We start from the raw sequence: 13,503 nt of genomic DNA, 5'->3' as shown, positions 1-13,503 counted from the left end.
AGCAGGCTATGGTAATGGAGTCCTACAATCCGCCTCAGGATCCCTGGCTGACCATCCTCTATCAGGATGAGCAGATTATGGTGGTCAACAAGCCGAGCGGTCTGTTGTCCGTGCCGGGACGTCTTGAAGAGCACAAGGACAGTGTGATGACGCGTATTCAGCGCGATTTTCCGCTGGCGGAATCCGTGCATCGTCTGGACATGGCGACCAGCGGCGTGATTGTGGTGGCTCTGACCAAAGCGGCGGAGCGCGAACTCAAGCGCCAGTTCCGCGAACGCGAACCGAAAAAGCAATATGTGGCGCGCGTTTGGGGGCATCTGGAGAAAGAAGAGGGACTGGTGGATCTGCCGCTGATTTGCGACTGGCCGAATCGCCCGAAGCAAAAAGTCTGCTATGAAACCGGTAAACCCGCGCAGACCGAGTATGAGGTGCTGGAGTTCGCTGCCGACAACACCACGCGCGTGCGGCTCAAGCCGATTACCGGGCGCTCGCACCAGCTGCGTGTGCATATGCTGGCGCTGGGGCACCCGATTCTGGGCGACAGGTTCTACGCCCACGACGAGGCGTTAGCGATGGCACCACGTTTGCAACTGCATGCGGAGACATTGACGATAACCCACCCGGCGTATGGCAACAGCATGACATTCAAAGCGCCGGTGGATTTCTGAGTTAACGCTGCTCTCATCCAGGATGCGGCTTCGCCTTATCCGGGCTACCCAGCCATTAGCCCGGGCGAGGCGTTTTACGCCGACTCCCGGGGTTATTGCGGAGCCTAACGCCAAGCCAGCGATGGCGGGCAGATTATTCACGGCCCGCGCACAGCAACCAGAGCGAACTCAAAGTACGTGAGGATTGCGAGCAACAGCCCGGGGATAATCTGGCTAGTACGCTAGACCGCAACTTACTTAAATCCTTTCTGCTCTTTGATGAGCTCGTAAGCCTTCTGAATTTCCTGCGCTTTCTGCTTCGCCATTTCCATCATCTCTGGCGGTAGCCCTTTCGCCACCAGTTTATCCGGATGGTGCTCGCCCATCAGCTTACGATAGGCGCGCTTAATGGTGGTGGCATCGTCCGTCGGCTTCACGCCCAGCACGTTACAGGCATCTTCGAGGGTCGGGCCACGCTGCGCCTGCTGCTGCCAGCTACCGCCCGCTTGCTGCTGATAGCCGCCGCCAAACTGCGCCCCACCCTGCATCATGCGCAAGAACTGATCGAACTGCCCGCGGGAGATCCCCAACTCTTCGGCAATAACGTACAGCACTTCACGTTCGTTAGGGTGCAACGAGCCATCAGCAAATGCCGCCTGAATCTGTATTTCCAGGAACATTCTGATTAAATCGAAGCGTCCGAAGCAAACACTGCGAAACTGACGCATTTTGTCACGTAATGGGTAGTTATCCGCTTTCCCTACGCGAAAGGCCTGTTGCGCCGCCGCACGGGAGTCACCGTGCAGGTTCATCCGGTCCATAAACAGACTGGCAACCTGAATATCGGCCTGCGTCACGCGTCCTTTGGATTTTGTTAAATGGCCCATCACCTCAAAGGTGGTGGCAAAAAAGAGCGTCTGACGTTCACGTTGATTGGCAAACCACGCCATTTTTCGGCTGCGCGCCTTATCAAACATGTGGCCGATTAACAGTCCCAGAACCGCGCCCCAAAAGCCTCCGCCCATGATCAGAGCGAAAACCACACCAACCACTTTCCCCCAATACTGCATATACTCCCCAAATCGTCATGCCGTCGGCTAAAATTTGCTTTATCATACCCGTCATTCTATGCCGTGCACAGGCACAGTCTTCTCTGACCTGGCTCGAAAACGGGCAGGATTAACTAGCGCTGCGAAGATGAGTACGTTAGTCTCTGACCGTTTGCCAGCGTAAAGCCACAGATGACGGAACAACAAATACAACGTATGAAAAAACGTATTCCCACCCTCCTGGCCACAATGATCGGCACAGCCCTCTACAGTCAACAAGGGATGTCAGCCAGTCTCGCCTCGCAATGTATGCTTGGCGTTCCCAGCTACAACCGTCCATTGGTGACAGGCGATACCAACAATCTGCCTGTGACCATCAACGCCGATCACGCCAAAGGTAACTACCCTGACAATGCCAACTTTAGTGGCAATGTGGATATTAATCAGGGTAATAGCCGCCTGCAGGCCGATGAAGTTCAACTTCATCAGAAACAGGTGGAAGGCCAGACTGACCCGGTGCGTACAGTGGATGCACTGGGTAATGTGCACTACGACGACAATCAGGTCATCCTGAAAGGTCCGAAAGCCTGGGCAAATTTGAATACTAAAGACACCAACGTCTGGGAAGGTGACTACCAGATGGTGGGGCGTCAGGGGCGCGGTAACGCCGACCTGATGAAACAGCGCGGCGAAAACCGTTACACCATTCTTGAGAACGGTTCTTTCACCTCTTGCTTGCCGGGCTCGGATACCTGGAGCGTCGTGGGTAGCGAAGTCATTCATGACCGTGAAGAGCAGGTTGCTGAAATCTGGAACGCGCGCTTCAAGCTCGGCCCGGTACCGATTTTCTACAGTCCTTACCTGCAGTTGCCGGTAGGTGACAAGCGCCGTTCAGGTTTCCTGATCCCGAATGCGAAGTACGGCACGAACAATGGCTTTGAGTTTTATCTGCCGTACTACTGGAACATTGCCCCCAACTTCGATGCCACGATCACCCCGCATTACATTGAAAAACGCGGCAATATTCAGTGGCAGAACGAATTCCGCTACCTGACACAGGCGGGTGCGGGCCTGGTTGAGTTCGACTATTTACCGTCGGATAACGTCTATCAGGATGACTATCCTGCCGAATCGAATCGTCATCGCTGGTTGTTCTACTGGAACCACTCCGGCGTGATGGATCAGGTATGGCGTTTCAACGTCGATTACACCAAAGTCAGCGATCCGTACTATTTTAACGATTTTTCGTCGAAATACGGTTCCAGTACTGATGGTTACGCCACGCAGAAATTCAGCCTCGGTTATGGGCTGGAGAATTTCAACGCCACCGTATCAACCAAACAGTTCCAGGTATTTAACCGTGAGAACAGTAATTCCTATGCTGCTGAACCCCAGTTGGATGTGAATTACTACAAAAACGATTTAGGTCCGTTTGACGCGCATATCTATGGTCAGGCGGTGCATTTTGTTAATACCAACTCCAATAACCCGGAAGCTACGCGTGTTCACCTTGAACCGACGCTGAACCTGCCGTTGTCGAATAACTGGAGTAGCCTCGATACCGAAGCTAAATTGCTGGCAACGCACTATCAGCAAACCAATCTTGATGCGTACAACGAATCTAACGGCACCGATTACAAAGAGTCCGTCAACCGTGTGATGCCGCAGTTTAAGGTCGACGGGAAGCTGATTTTCGAGCGTGATATGAATCTGGCGGAAGGATACACCCAGACGCTGGAACCGCGCGCCCAGTACCTGTATGTGCCGTATCGCAACCAGAGCGGCATCAATAACTACGACTCCACGCTGCTGCAATCCGACTATAGCGGCCTGTTCCGTGACCGTACCTATAGTGGTCTGGATCGCATCGCATCGGCGAACCAGGTCACCACCGGCGTCACATCCCGAATTTATGATGATGCTGCCGTTGAACGTTTTAACGTTTCTGTTGGTCAAATCTACTATTTCACGGAGTCACGCACTGGCGATGACAACATCAACTGGGAGAAAGACAACAAAACGGGTTCACTGGTGTGGGCGGGCGATACGTACTGGCGCATTTCAGATCGCTGGGGCTTACGTGGCGGCGTGCAGTATGACACGCGTCTGAACAACATCGCTAACAGCAGCACGTCGATTGAATATCGCCGCGATGAAGACCGTATGGTACAGCTCAGTTATCGCTATGCCAGCCCGGAATATATCCAGGCTACGCTGCCAGGCTACGCGACCGTAGAACAATATAAAGACGGGATTTCGCAAGTTGGTGCAGCAGCAAGTTGGCCGATCGTCGACCGCTGGTCCGTCGTCGGGGCTTACTACTACGATACCAATACAAGAAAGCCTGCCGACCAGATGTTAGGTCTGCAGTATAACTCCTGCTGTTATGCCATTCGCGTTGGGTATGAACGCAAAATCAACGGCTGGGAAAACAACCAAAGCAAGTATGACAACGTCATCGGTTTCAAAATTGAGTTGCGCGGTTTGAGCTCGAATTACGGCCTGGGCACGCATCAAATGCTGCGCTCAAATATTCTGCCGTACCGTAGCTCGTTATGATGTGGTTGATTTGCAAAGTTATCGGTTAATTGAAATGGAAAAAGTATGAAGAACTGGAAAACGCTGCTTCTCGGTATCGCTATGGTTGCGAATACCAGTTTCGCTGCACCGCAAGTTGTCGATAAAGTCGCTGCCGTCGTGAACAACGGCGTGGTGCTCGAAAGCGACGTTGATGGTTTGATGCAATCCGTGAAGCTGAACGCGGGTCAGGCAGGTCAGCAGTTGCCTGATGATGCGACGCTACGTCATCAGATTCTCGAACGTCTGATCATGGATCAAATCATTCTGCAGATGGCGACGAAAATGAACGTCAAGGTGACCGACGATCAGCTCGATCAGGCCATCGCGAATATCGCTAAACAAAACAACCTCTCCATGGATCAGATGCGCAGCCGTCTGGCTTACGACGGTGTGAACTACAACACCTACCGTAGCCAGATCCGCAAAGAGATGACCATTGCCGAAGTACGCAACAACGAAGTGCGTCGTCGCATCACCGTGCTGCCGCAGGAAGTTGACGCGCTGGCTAAGCAAGTGGGCAACCAAAACGACGCCAGCACCGAATTGAACCTGAGCCACATCCTGATTCCGCTGCCGGAAAACCCAACCTCTGACCAGGTGAATGAAGCTGAAAGCCAGGCGCGTTCTATTGTTGACGAAGCGCGTAATGGCGGTGATTTTGGCAAACTGGCAATCACCTATTCTGCCGACCAGCAGGCGCTGAAAGGCGGCCAGATGGGCTGGGGTCGTATTCAGGAGCTACCGTCTATCTTCGCTCAGGCGCTGAGCACGGCGAAAAAAGGCGACGTCATTGGTCCAATCCGTTCAGGCGTTGGCTTCCATATCCTGCGAGTGAACGATCTGCGTGGCCAGAGCCAGAGCATTTCCGTGACCGAAGTCCACGCTCGCCACATTCTATTAAAACCATCACCGATCATGAGTGATGACCAGGCACGTGTGAAACTGGAACAGATTGCGGCAGATATTAAGAGCGGTAAAACGACCTTTGCTGCGGCGGCAAAAGAGTTCTCCCAGGATCCAGGATCTGCTAACCAGGGTGGCGACATGGGTTGGGCGGCTGCTGACATCTACGATCCGGCATTCCGTGATGCATTGATGAAGCTGAACCGTGGCCAGATGAGCGCCCCGGTACACTCTTCCTTCGGCTGGCACCTGATTGAACTACTGGACACCCGTAACGTCGATAAAACCGACGCTGCGCAAAAAGATCGTGCTTACCGCATGCTGATGAACCGCAAATTCTCCGAAGAAGCGGCAACCTGGATGCAGGAACAGCGCGCCAGTGCTTACGTTAAAATCCTGAGCAACTAATGAACGTACATCGTGTCGTTATCACTCCCGGCGAACCCGCCGGGATTGGTCCTGATTTGGTCGTACAACTCGCCCAGCGTGACTGGCCCGTTGAGTTAGTGGTGTGTGCCGATCCGGCGCTGCTGACCGCGCGTGCGGCGCAGTTGGGTTTGCCCCTCACTTTGCGTGAGTACAACGCAGAACCCCCCGCCCTTGCACAACAGGCCGGAAGCCTTACCGTATTGCCAATCGCACTTAAGACGTCGGTGGTACCGGGTGAGCTGAACGTCCAGAATGGGCCTTACGTGGTCGACACGCTGGCCCGCGCCTGCGATGGTTGTCTGAGCGGCGAGTTTGCTGCGCTGATCACCGGCCCCGTGCACAAAGGGGTAATCAACGACGCGGGTACGCCCTTCACCGGGCATACGGAATTCTTCGAAGAGCGCTCGCGCGTCAGCAAAGTAGTGATGATGCTGGCAACAGAAGAGTTACGCGTCGCGCTGGCGACGACCCATCTGCCGATCAAAGCGGTCGCAGAGGCCATAACGCCAGACTTGCTGCGTGACGTCATCACCATTTTGCATACCGATTTGCAGCAGAAATTTGGCATCCGCCAGCCGCATGTTCTGGTATGTGGCCTGAACCCGCACGCCGGGGAAGGCGGGCATATGGGCACCGAAGAGATCGACACGATCATTCCGGTTCTTGATGAAATGCGTGCCAAAGGCATGAACCTTAGCGGTCCACTGCCTGCCGATACGCTTTTCCAGCCCAAATACCTTGATAATGCCGACGCCGTACTGGCGATGTACCACGATCAGGGCCTGCCCGTGCTAAAATACCAGGGCTTTGGCCGTGGCGTGAACATTACGCTCGGTTTACCTTTTATTCGTACATCTGTGGATCATGGCACCGCGCTGGAACTGGCGGGTCAGGGAAAAGCCGATGTCGGCAGTTTTATTACGGCGCTTAATCTCGCCATCACCATGATTGTTAATACTCAATGACTAATCGAGTCCATCAGGGCCACTTAGCCCGTAAACGCTTCGGGCAAAACTTCCTCAACGATCAGTTTGTGATCGACAGTATTGTTTCGGCTATCAATCCGCAAAAAGGCCAGGCGATGGTCGAAATCGGCCCAGGCCTTGCCGCGCTGACCGAGCCAGTTGGCGAACGTCTGGATAAACTCACCGTTATCGAGCTGGACCGCGACCTGGCGGCACGTCTGCAAACGCACCCGTTCCTCGGGCCGAAGCTGACGATTTTTCAGCAAGATGCGATGGCCATGAATTTCGGCGAGCTGTCGCAGACCATGGGTCAGCCGCTGCGCGTGTTTGGCAATCTGCCTTATAACATCTCTACACCGCTGATGTTCCATCTGTTTAGCTATACTGATGCCATTGCCGACATGCACTTTATGTTGCAAAAAGAGGTCGTCAATCGTCTGGTTGCAGGGCCAAACAGTAAGGCGTATGGTCGTTTAAGCGTCATGGCGCAATACTATTGCCAGATTATCCCGGTACTGGAAGTGCCGCCAACAGCCTTTACGCCGCCGCCTAAGGTGGATTCAGCTGTCGTGCGTCTGGTACCACACCGCACGTTGCCACATCCGGTGAAAGAAGTCCGGGTGCTGAGCCGGATCACCACGGAAGCCTTTAACCAGCGCCGTAAAACGATCCGCAACAGCCTCGGAAATATCTTCTCTGTTGAGGTGCTGACGGAGCTGGGAATCGATCCGGCGATGCGTGCAGAAAACATCTCTGTAGCGCAGTATTGCAAGATGGCGAACTACCAGACTGATAATACGCCGCCGAAGGAGAGTTAAGTCATGATCAATTCGCCCCGAGTCTCGATTCAGGTGCAAAGCGTCTACATTGAATCGCAATCTTCACCTGATGAAGAACGCTATGTTTTCGCTTACACCGTCACTATTCGGAATTTGGGGCGGGCACCGGTCCAGTTGCTCAAACGCTACTGGCTCATCACCAATGGGAATGGCCGTGAGACTGAGGTTCAGGGTGAAGGTGTCGTCGGCGTCCAGCCGCACATTGAGCCCGGCGGAGAATATCAGTACACCAGTGGCGCAGTAATTGAAACGCCAATGGGCACGATGCAGGGCCATTATGAAATGATCGATGCGCAAGGGAAGGCGTTCCGCATCGCTATCCCGGTCTTCCGACTTGCCGTTCAAACACTAATCCACTGATACAATGTCTACATATCTTATTGGCGACGTTCATGGTTGCTATGATGAACTGCTCGCATTGTTAAATCAGGTGCAATTTGTACCTGGGCAGGACACCTTATGGTTGACGGGTGATTTAGTCGCGCGCGGCCCCGGCTCGCTGGACGTACTGCGCTACGTAAAATCACTGGGCGATAGCGTTCGCCTCGTCCTCGGTAACCACGATCTGCACCTGTTGGCGGTGTTTGCCGGTATCAGCCGTAATAAGCCAAAAGACCGGCTTAATTTGCTACTGGAAGCGCCCGATGCCGATGATCTGATCAACTGGCTGCGTCGTCAGCCGCTGTTGCAGCTCGATGAAGAGAAAAAGCTGGTGATGGCCCATGCGGGTATCACGCCGCAGTGGGATCTGGACACAGCCAAACAGTGCGCACGCGATGTTGAAGCCATTCTATCCAGCGACTCCTATCCGTTCTTCCTCGACGGGATGTACGGCGACTATCCCAACAGTTGGTCGACGGAGCTAAGCGGAATGGCGCGGCTACGTTTTATCAGTAATGCCTTAACGCGCATGCGCTACTGCTTCCCGAACGGTGAGCTGGATATGTACTGCAAAGATGTTCCGCAATACGCGCCTGCGCCGTTGAAACCTTGGTTTGCCATTCCTGGACCTGTCTCGCAGGAATACAGCATCGTGTTTGGTCACTGGGCATCACTGAAAGGAAAAGGCGCGCCAGAAGGCATTTATGCGCTGGATACCGGCTGCTGCTGGGGGGGAACACTGACCTGCCTGCGCTGGGAAGATAAAGCCCGGTTTGTACAACCGTCAAACCGTCAGATGGATTTGGGTGAAGGCGAGGCGGTCGCCTCTTAAGCAAGAATGATGTCGCCCCGGTACGCCACACGCCGCCGGGGCAGACAATTACCGACGTTCCAGAATCTCGAAGCAGTAGCTGTGAGAGTTCTGCTCATCCGCATCGTTAAACTCACTAAATACCGACTCCCAGTCGTCCGGATCGTAATCCGGGAAATGGGTATCCCCTTCAACTTCGGCATCAATGTGCGTCAGATAGAGTTTCTGTGCTTTCGGCAGGAACTGTTCATAAACACGGCCACCGCCGATCACCATGATCTCTTCCGCGTCGCCACACTCGGCAATCGCCGCGTCGACAGAGGTGACCCACTGCACGCGATCGTCATTGCCCGGCTTGCTGCTGATGACAATATTTTTACGGCCTGGCAGCGGGCGTCCAATCGACTCCCACGTCAGGCGTCCCATAACCACAGGTTTGTTTAGCGTATTGCGTTTAAACCAGGCGAGATCGGCAGGTAGGTTCCACGGCATGGCATTCTCCATGCCGATCACGCGATCCACCGCTAACGCCGCAATCAAACTGATCATTGATAATTTCCCGGATGCAAAAAATTGCCGCCACTATACGGAAAGCGTATTCTTTCGTCGACTGGCGGCAGGTAAAGAGACAGAAAATTTTCGTAATCTGTAAGCAAACCCACGCCGCGCAATCGGACACCTTGCTTTCCACTTTCCCGTGAATCAACCCCTTAACCGTCAATCAACCGTAACACGCGCTACGGCTGGGCTTTCGCCTCTGGTTCATCGGCGATATCCCCCGTATGACGCCCCTCTTTGGTCCCCTGCCAGCCATGCCGCTGGACCACGGACAGATGCGCCTGGTCTTCGCTGATAATCTCCGTCAACATCGCGCTGGTACGCTTAAAGACGTCCGCTCTGGCCTGTGCGGTGTTATCCACCCCGGCCATCTCCTCAACCATCTGCGTATTGAACTGGCGGAAAAGGTCGGCCCGTTCACGCGCCTCATAAGGCCCTAGCCCTAACCCCTCCAGCGCCATACGCCCCGCTTTCAGCGCCGCTTCAAACGTTTCACGCTCCGGCTTCTCAACGCCCACCTGGCGCAGACGAATGTAGTGATCGACGTCGCGAGCACGGGCGATAATACGCAGCCTGGGGAAATGGGTTTTCGCCAGTTCCGTGAGTTGCAGGTTGGCCTGCGGATCGTCGATCGCATTGATCAGCACTTCGGCTTTTCCGGCCCCGGCAGAGTCCAGAAGATCCACGCGCGTCGCGTCGCCATAAAAGACCTTCATACCGAATTTACGCAGCGTTTCGATGTGGTCCGGGTCGTGATCGAGAACGACCATTTTGACTCCACTAGAGAGTAGCAGACGCCCGGCGATTTGGCCGAAGCGGCCGAATCCTGCCACAATGACCCGCGGCTCATCCTCATCAATCTCATCCGCTTCCCGCTCCTGCCCGGTAGCTGAGTTTTCCAGCCGCGTCAGCAGGACTAACAGTACCGGCGTAGCCGCCATAGACAAAGCCACTGCCAGGGTTAAGGCTTTGACCCATTCCGGGTCGAGCACACCGGCCATTTGCGCCGCGCCAAAGACCACGAACGCAAACTCACTGCCCTGCCCCAGCAGTGCCGCAAACCAGCGACGCTGCCTGCCCGGCACATTCAGCGGGCGGGCAATCAGCCAGAGCACCAGCGTCTTAATGACCAGGAAACCGACCAGCAAGAGCAGGATACGCAACGGATGGGTCACCAGGGTGCCAAAGTCTATCGACATGCCGACACCGATGAAAAAGAGTCCCAGCAGCAGCTCTTTAAACGGCTCGATATCGCTTTCCAGTGCGTGACGGTATTCCGAGCTCGCCAGCAGTACGCCCGCCAGAAATGCCCCCATCGCCATGGATAACCCGGCCTCTTCCAGCAATAAACCGAAGCCAAATACCAGAAACAGGGCCACGGCGCTAAACACTTCACGCAAGCCGGAGCGGGCCACAAAACGCAGCGCCGGGCGCGCAACATAGCGCCCCAGCACCACCACCAGCGCCAGCGCGCCAACCACTTTCAGCGCCGACAGGGCAAACGCCCCCACCGTTGTGGATGCGCCGCTGCTCGCCAGTAATGGGATCATCGCCACCAGCGGAATGGCCGCAATATCCTGGAACAGCAGCACGGAAAACGCGCTGCGCCCCATCTGCGAAACCGTCAGGTTGCGCTCATTCATCGCCTGCATGGCAATCGCGGTTGAGGAGAGCGCCAGCGTCAGACCAATCAGCAGCGCCACCGGCCAGTCGAGGCCCAGCGCCATACAAAACGCGCCCAACAAAATGCCGCAGGACACCATTTGTAACGCGCCGCCGCCAAAAACCGACACGCGCAGCTTCCACAGTCTCTGCGGATCCAGCTCGAGGCCAATCACAAACAGCATCAGCACCACGCCGATTTCCGCGAAGTGGAGAATAGCTTCGGCGTCAGTCACCAGCCGTAAGCCCCACGGGCCAATGATACAGCCGGCGATCAGGTACCCCAGCACGGCCCCCAGTCCCAGACGCACCGCGATCGGCACGATAAGCGCGGCTGCCCCGAGGTAAATCAGCGCCTGAATCAGCGTATGACTATCCATGCTGCGCCTCCTGCCAGTCGAGCAACACTTGTTTGTAGTGGCGAGCCTGCGCCTGCAGGGTTTCGTCGTCGCAGATAAACGTACAGTGGGTCGCAAACGGCGGTAGCCATTTCATGCCGCAATAAAGCGCGGTGGCCTGCAATGGCTGACTCAGAACGTCAAACCCGGGATGGGAGCCGATATCAAAGTGCTGATCCCCGCCGCCGGTTGTGACCGCCCATAACAGGCTTTTCCCCTGCAACGCCCGTGCGCCATGGCCATAGGCCCAGCCGTGCGCCAGGACTTTATCAATCCAGAGTTTGAGAAGCGGCGGTACGCTGTACCATTGCATGGGATGTTGCCAGACAACCAGGTCAGCGCGACTTAGCGCCTCCTGCTCAGCGGCGATATCAATATTGAAATCGGGGTAGAGGTGATAAAGAGAGCGAATTTCCACGCCCTCTACGGTCCCTGCATGCTCAATCATCCGCTTATTCGCATGGGAATACTGCGGATAGGGATGGGCATAAATTATCAGAATCCTCGATTAACCTGTTTTCACTGCACACTTTTTTGTTTGAGTGTAGACAGTTAATCGTCGTGCTAACAGCGACAATCTGTGCGGGATTGGCAGGCACCAATACAGTGCCTGCCAAAATCGCGGTTAAAGCAGCTCCGGGACCAGCGTCAGTTCGCTATCGGCAAGGCCCGTCATGGCCGCCAGCGTGCTGAGCACCAGATTGTGATCGTCACGCTGCGGCGCGCCGGAAACCGTTACCGAGCCAATCAACATCCCGCAGGACAGATAGAGCGGATAGCTGCCGCCAAAGGCCGTGTAATCGCGCAAATCTAAACCATAGCGCTGGGCAAGGGTGGTCTGGCGGGACTGCAACATCAGCCCCGCAGCCCAGGAACTCAGCCCCAGGAAATCGACCATGTTGCGTTTACGTCGCACCCAGTCGATATTCTCCGCCGTCGCCCCGGACATCAGCGCACTGAACAGGCAGACCTGATTAACTCTGATTTCAATGGCCAGCGCATAGCCTTTTTGCTCAGCCCCACGATACAACGCGTTGCCCAGCGTCCAGGCATCGGCGGCGTCAAACGAGGGGAAACGCAGCTGTGCCTGGTGACGTTCACACAGCGCGATGTGCTGTTCCAGCGTCATAGTTTTCCCCTTTATGCCCGGTGAGGTTTTTCATCACCGCGAAGCGCAGCGGCATCATCCGGCACACGGTCGCATTTTTTCGGCAGGAGGAAGGTTATCGTCCCGGCAATGATCAGCGATCCGGCCAGCGCGCAGACCGCTACGTTTTGCCCGTAAAAATAGATCATTACCCCAACCAGATACGGCCCGCAGAAACCACCCAGATTCCCCAGCCCGTTAATCACGCCACGCGCGCTCCCCGCCACTTCCGGCGATGCAATGCGCCCCGGAATCGACCAGAAAGGACTGGTTGACGCTTTGAGGAAGAAACCACACAGCACCAGTGCGACATAGGCCGCCACGATGTGTTCTTTCAGCACCACGGATGCCAGTAAACAGGCGGCAAAGCAGTAGAGCGAAATACGCACCATCGCACGCCGTTTGCCGGTACGGTCGCTGAAAAGTGAAATCACGTAGATCCCGGCAAGCGTGGCGACAAAAGGTAAAATCGCCAGTACCCCCACCCCGGCCATATTGGCCCCGGTGAGATTTTTCAGGATCCTCGGCAGCCACAGGGTATAACCGTAATCGCCGGTCTGGTAGAAGAAATTGAGGACAACCAGCTTCATCAGGCCAGGGTTGCGGAACACATCTTTGACCGGCGCATTACTGACAGGCTCTTCCGCCAGACGGGCCTGCCGTTCGCGTTGCAGCGTGGTTACCAGATATTCGCGTTCGCTTTCCGGCAGCCAGTGCGCTTCTTCCGGACGGTCGCTAATCAGGAACCACCAGACCATCAGCACCACGAGAGAGAGCAAGCCTTCGATGATAAACAGCCAGCGCCAGTCGAGTGCCGCAATGATCGCCCCGGAAATCGGAGCGGTGAACATGCCGCCGAGCGGGGCAAACATCATGACAAAAGCGTTGGCCCGGCCCAGCTCTTTTTCCGGGAACCAGTTGCTCACCATGGTTAATACCACGGGCAGCATGCCGCCTTCAGACACACCCAGAATAAAGCGCAGCACCAGCAGCTGATATTCATGCGTGACGAAGCCCGTCGCCAGGGAAACAATCGCCCACGCCACCAGTGACCAGGCCGCGAATTCAGATAATAAGTGCAACGCTCGGACATGATTGTGGAGAGTGTAGGAGGAAGGGTTAACTACCGATAAG

Annotated in this window: 13 protein-coding genes; 7 read left to right on the top strand and 6 right to left on the bottom strand. The window is 55.4% G+C overall.

The window, feature by feature from the left end; genetic code table 11:
- The first annotated feature begins 8 nt into the window (after positions 1-8).
- Positions 9-668, top strand: a complete 660-nt coding sequence (rluA, locus tag ACSZPU_RS03090; protein WP_498995360.1) for a bifunctional tRNA pseudouridine(32) synthase/23S rRNA pseudouridine(746) synthase RluA — start codon at positions 9-11, stop codon at positions 666-668.
- Positions 669-901: 233 nt separating this feature from the next.
- Here the strand turns inward: rluA and djlA are convergent, their stop codons facing one another.
- A complete protein-coding gene (djlA, locus tag ACSZPU_RS03085; protein WP_498995358.1) occupies positions 902-1,717 on the bottom strand; it encodes a co-chaperone DjlA in 816 nt (271 codons plus the stop codon).
- A 195-nt stretch (positions 1,718-1,912) separates the two neighbouring features.
- Between djlA and lptD the strand changes: the two genes are divergently transcribed.
- The 6 genes from lptD to apaH are packed head-to-tail and all read left to right on the top strand — an operon-like array spanning position 1,913 to position 8,625.
- Complete coding sequence (gene lptD / locus ACSZPU_RS03080; RefSeq protein ID WP_498995357.1) at positions 1,913-4,255, top strand: LPS assembly protein LptD; 2,343 nt, start codon at positions 1,913-1,915, stop codon at positions 4,253-4,255.
- 45 nt (positions 4,256-4,300) lie between these two features.
- Complete coding sequence (surA, locus tag ACSZPU_RS03075) at positions 4,301-5,587, top strand: peptidylprolyl isomerase SurA (protein ID WP_498995355.1); 1,287 nt, start codon at positions 4,301-4,303, stop codon at positions 5,585-5,587.
- Positions 5,587-6,573 (top strand): 4-hydroxythreonine-4-phosphate dehydrogenase PdxA, encoded by a 987-nt coding sequence (gene pdxA, locus ACSZPU_RS03070; protein ID WP_498995353.1) that lies wholly within the window; start codon positions 5,587-5,589, stop codon positions 6,571-6,573. Before surA ends, pdxA begins: the two co-directional genes overlap by 1 nt.
- On the top strand, positions 6,570-7,391 hold the full coding sequence (gene rsmA, locus ACSZPU_RS03065) for a 16S rRNA (adenine(1518)-N(6)/adenine(1519)-N(6))-dimethyltransferase RsmA (protein WP_498995350.1): 822 nt from the start codon (positions 6,570-6,572) through the stop codon (positions 7,389-7,391). The genes pdxA and rsmA overlap by 4 nt, the downstream gene beginning before the upstream one ends.
- 3 nt (positions 7,392-7,394) lie before the next feature.
- The gene (gene apaG, locus ACSZPU_RS03060; protein ID WP_498995349.1) at positions 7,395-7,772 is read left to right on the top strand and encodes a Co2+/Mg2+ efflux facilitator ApaG/CorD; all 378 of its coding nucleotides are present in this window, start codon (positions 7,395-7,397) and stop codon (positions 7,770-7,772) included.
- 4 nt (positions 7,773-7,776) lie between these two features.
- Positions 7,777-8,625: a bis(5'-nucleosyl)-tetraphosphatase (symmetrical) ApaH gene (gene apaH / locus ACSZPU_RS03055; protein WP_498995347.1), complete on the top strand. Its 849-nt coding sequence runs from the start codon at positions 7,777-7,779 to the stop codon at positions 8,623-8,625.
- 48 nt (positions 8,626-8,673) lie between these two features.
- Here the strand turns inward: apaH and folA are convergent, their stop codons facing one another.
- From folA to ACSZPU_RS03030, 5 genes are all read right to left on the bottom strand, one after another.
- A complete protein-coding gene (gene folA / locus ACSZPU_RS03050; protein WP_498995344.1) occupies positions 8,674-9,153 on the bottom strand; it encodes a type 3 dihydrofolate reductase in 480 nt (159 codons plus the stop codon).
- Between the two features lie 188 nt (positions 9,154-9,341).
- Positions 9,342-11,204, bottom strand: coding sequence for a glutathione-regulated potassium-efflux system protein KefC (kefC, locus tag ACSZPU_RS03045; protein ID WP_498995343.1), 1,863 nt, complete (start codon positions 11,202-11,204; stop codon positions 9,342-9,344).
- A complete protein-coding gene (kefF, locus tag ACSZPU_RS03040; protein WP_498995414.1) occupies positions 11,197-11,724 on the bottom strand; it encodes a glutathione-regulated potassium-efflux system oxidoreductase KefF in 528 nt (175 codons plus the stop codon). Before kefF ends, kefC begins: the two co-directional genes overlap by 8 nt.
- A gap of 123 nt (positions 11,725-11,847) precedes the next feature.
- Complete coding sequence (locus ACSZPU_RS03035) at positions 11,848-12,351, bottom strand: heme-degrading domain-containing protein (protein ID WP_498995340.1); 504 nt, start codon at positions 12,349-12,351, stop codon at positions 11,848-11,850.
- Between the two features lie 11 nt (positions 12,352-12,362).
- Positions 12,363-13,503, bottom strand: a 1,141-nt coding sequence (locus ACSZPU_RS03030) for an MFS transporter (RefSeq protein WP_498995338.1), incomplete at its 5' end; no start/stop codon positions are given.

Source organism: Phytobacter sp. V69 (genome assembly GCF_965644215.1).
Classification (GTDB): Bacteria; Pseudomonadota; Gammaproteobacteria; order Enterobacterales; family Enterobacteriaceae; genus Phytobacter.
Note: the sequence above shows the minus strand (reverse complement) of the source record. Positions and strands in the feature narration are given on the sequence as shown.

Excerpts from the sequence above, each read along its gene's own strand:
- djlA (WP_498995358.1), bottom strand. The coding sequence starts at position 1,717 with ATGCAGTATTGGGGGAAAGTGGTTGGTGTGGTTTTCGCTCTGATCATG.
- rluA (WP_498995360.1), top strand. The coding sequence starts at position 9 with ATGGTAATGGAGTCCTACAATCCGCCTCAGGATCCCTGGCTGACCATC.
- rsmA (WP_498995350.1), top strand. The coding sequence starts at position 6,570 with ATGACTAATCGAGTCCATCAGGGCCACTTAGCCCGTAAACGCTTCGGG.
- kefC (WP_498995343.1), bottom strand. The coding sequence starts at position 11,204 with ATGGATAGTCATACGCTGATTCAGGCGCTGATTTACCTCGGGGCAGCC.
- surA (WP_498995355.1), top strand. The coding sequence starts at position 4,301 with ATGAAGAACTGGAAAACGCTGCTTCTCGGTATCGCTATGGTTGCGAAT.
- folA (WP_498995344.1), bottom strand. The coding sequence starts at position 9,153 with ATGATCAGTTTGATTGCGGCGTTAGCGGTGGATCGCGTGATCGGCATG.
- apaG (WP_498995349.1), top strand. The coding sequence starts at position 7,395 with ATGATCAATTCGCCCCGAGTCTCGATTCAGGTGCAAAGCGTCTACATT.
- lptD (WP_498995357.1), top strand. The coding sequence starts at position 1,913 with ATGAAAAAACGTATTCCCACCCTCCTGGCCACAATGATCGGCACAGCC.
- pdxA (WP_498995353.1), top strand. The coding sequence starts at position 5,587 with ATGAACGTACATCGTGTCGTTATCACTCCCGGCGAACCCGCCGGGATT.
- apaH (WP_498995347.1), top strand. The coding sequence starts at position 7,777 with ATGTCTACATATCTTATTGGCGACGTTCATGGTTGCTATGATGAACTG.
- ACSZPU_RS03035 (WP_498995340.1), bottom strand. The coding sequence starts at position 12,351 with ATGACGCTGGAACAGCACATCGCGCTGTGTGAACGTCACCAGGCACAG.